Raw genomic sequence first — 1091 nt, 5'->3', positions numbered from 1 at the left:
GCTCATTGAATTCTGATTTTGATACCTTTCGGTATCGAATTGACTGTGCTGAATAAACTATGTTTATTCTGTTGGTCACTCAGTTCAATTGAGACTCTAAATTTGTTTGCGTCATCTAGCGAACTAGAATCTGCTGTTAGAACTCAATCTGTACGAGTGCCCACACAGATGATTGCTTCATATTTTTAAAGAACATTTCGAAACACTTCGTTGTTTCGAGGGATGTGCATTCTAAGTACTCCCAATTTTTTGTCAACACTTAATTTTGAATTTCTTGAGAAGTTTTCAAAGCTAAGTTTTACTCGACTACCAACTCGTTGGCTTATTGCTTTTCAGCGCTGCTCCCCGTGTCGGTGGATGCGCATTATAGGGAGATCCGATTTTAGTGCAACCCCTTTTTCCATTAAAACTTATAAAAAAGGTTTGTTCGAACAAAAAACAAACGAAACATGTCGAAACAGTATATTTTTCACCCAAAAAGACCGGATTGAGATCACGCGAGTCTACATAAACTTTAAGCATCACTAAGGAACAACTAGCGTTATGTAACATCTGTTAGCATATCAACTTGCCAACTTACATATAGAGCTCGAAACAAAGCCAAGTCAATTCTTCTTTATGTAGAAAAGGCGTACGTAAATTATGTGGAGGTGAAAATACAAAGCCACTAAGAAGCAGTAAGCCTATCCAATAGGCGGAACTAGATACCAAAATGATACCTTTTATCGAAAATATGAATATAGATGCGTTTATAAAGGCATTGAATATTAACTTTCGATTCTTGTTATTAGTTAGTGGTTGTAATAATTATGGGATCTAAAGAAACAGTGTTTAAGTAAAAGAAGATGTGGATAAATCAGTAACAGTGGTGTTCTTGGATAACAAAAAGGTAAATTAGTGGGATATTAAGAATAAAGAGAATATGCGATATGGAGGCGGAACCCGGAGTCGAACCGAGGTAGACGGATTTGCAATCCGCTGCATGGCCACTCTGCCATTCCGCCATGAAGAATATTGGAGCGAGTAACGAGGTTCGAACTCGTGACCTCGACCTTGGCAAGGTCGCGCTCTACCAGCTGAGCTATACTCGC

The 1091-nt window shown here is 38.5% G+C and carries 2 tRNA genes; both read right to left on the bottom strand.

Features of this window, described 5'->3' with window-relative positions:
* Positions 1-930 precede the first annotated feature (930 nt).
* Positions 931-1004 (bottom strand) — tRNA-Cys (locus DRB05_RS00230).
* Positions 1005-1015: 11 nt separating this feature from the next.
* A tRNA-Gly gene (locus tag DRB05_RS00225) sits at positions 1016-1091 on the bottom strand.

The organism is Pseudoalteromonas sp. A757 (assembly GCF_004103285.1).
Lineage (GTDB): Bacteria > Pseudomonadota > Gammaproteobacteria > Enterobacterales > Alteromonadaceae > Pseudoalteromonas > Pseudoalteromonas galatheae.
This window is presented reverse-complemented; position numbering and strand designations above follow the sequence as displayed.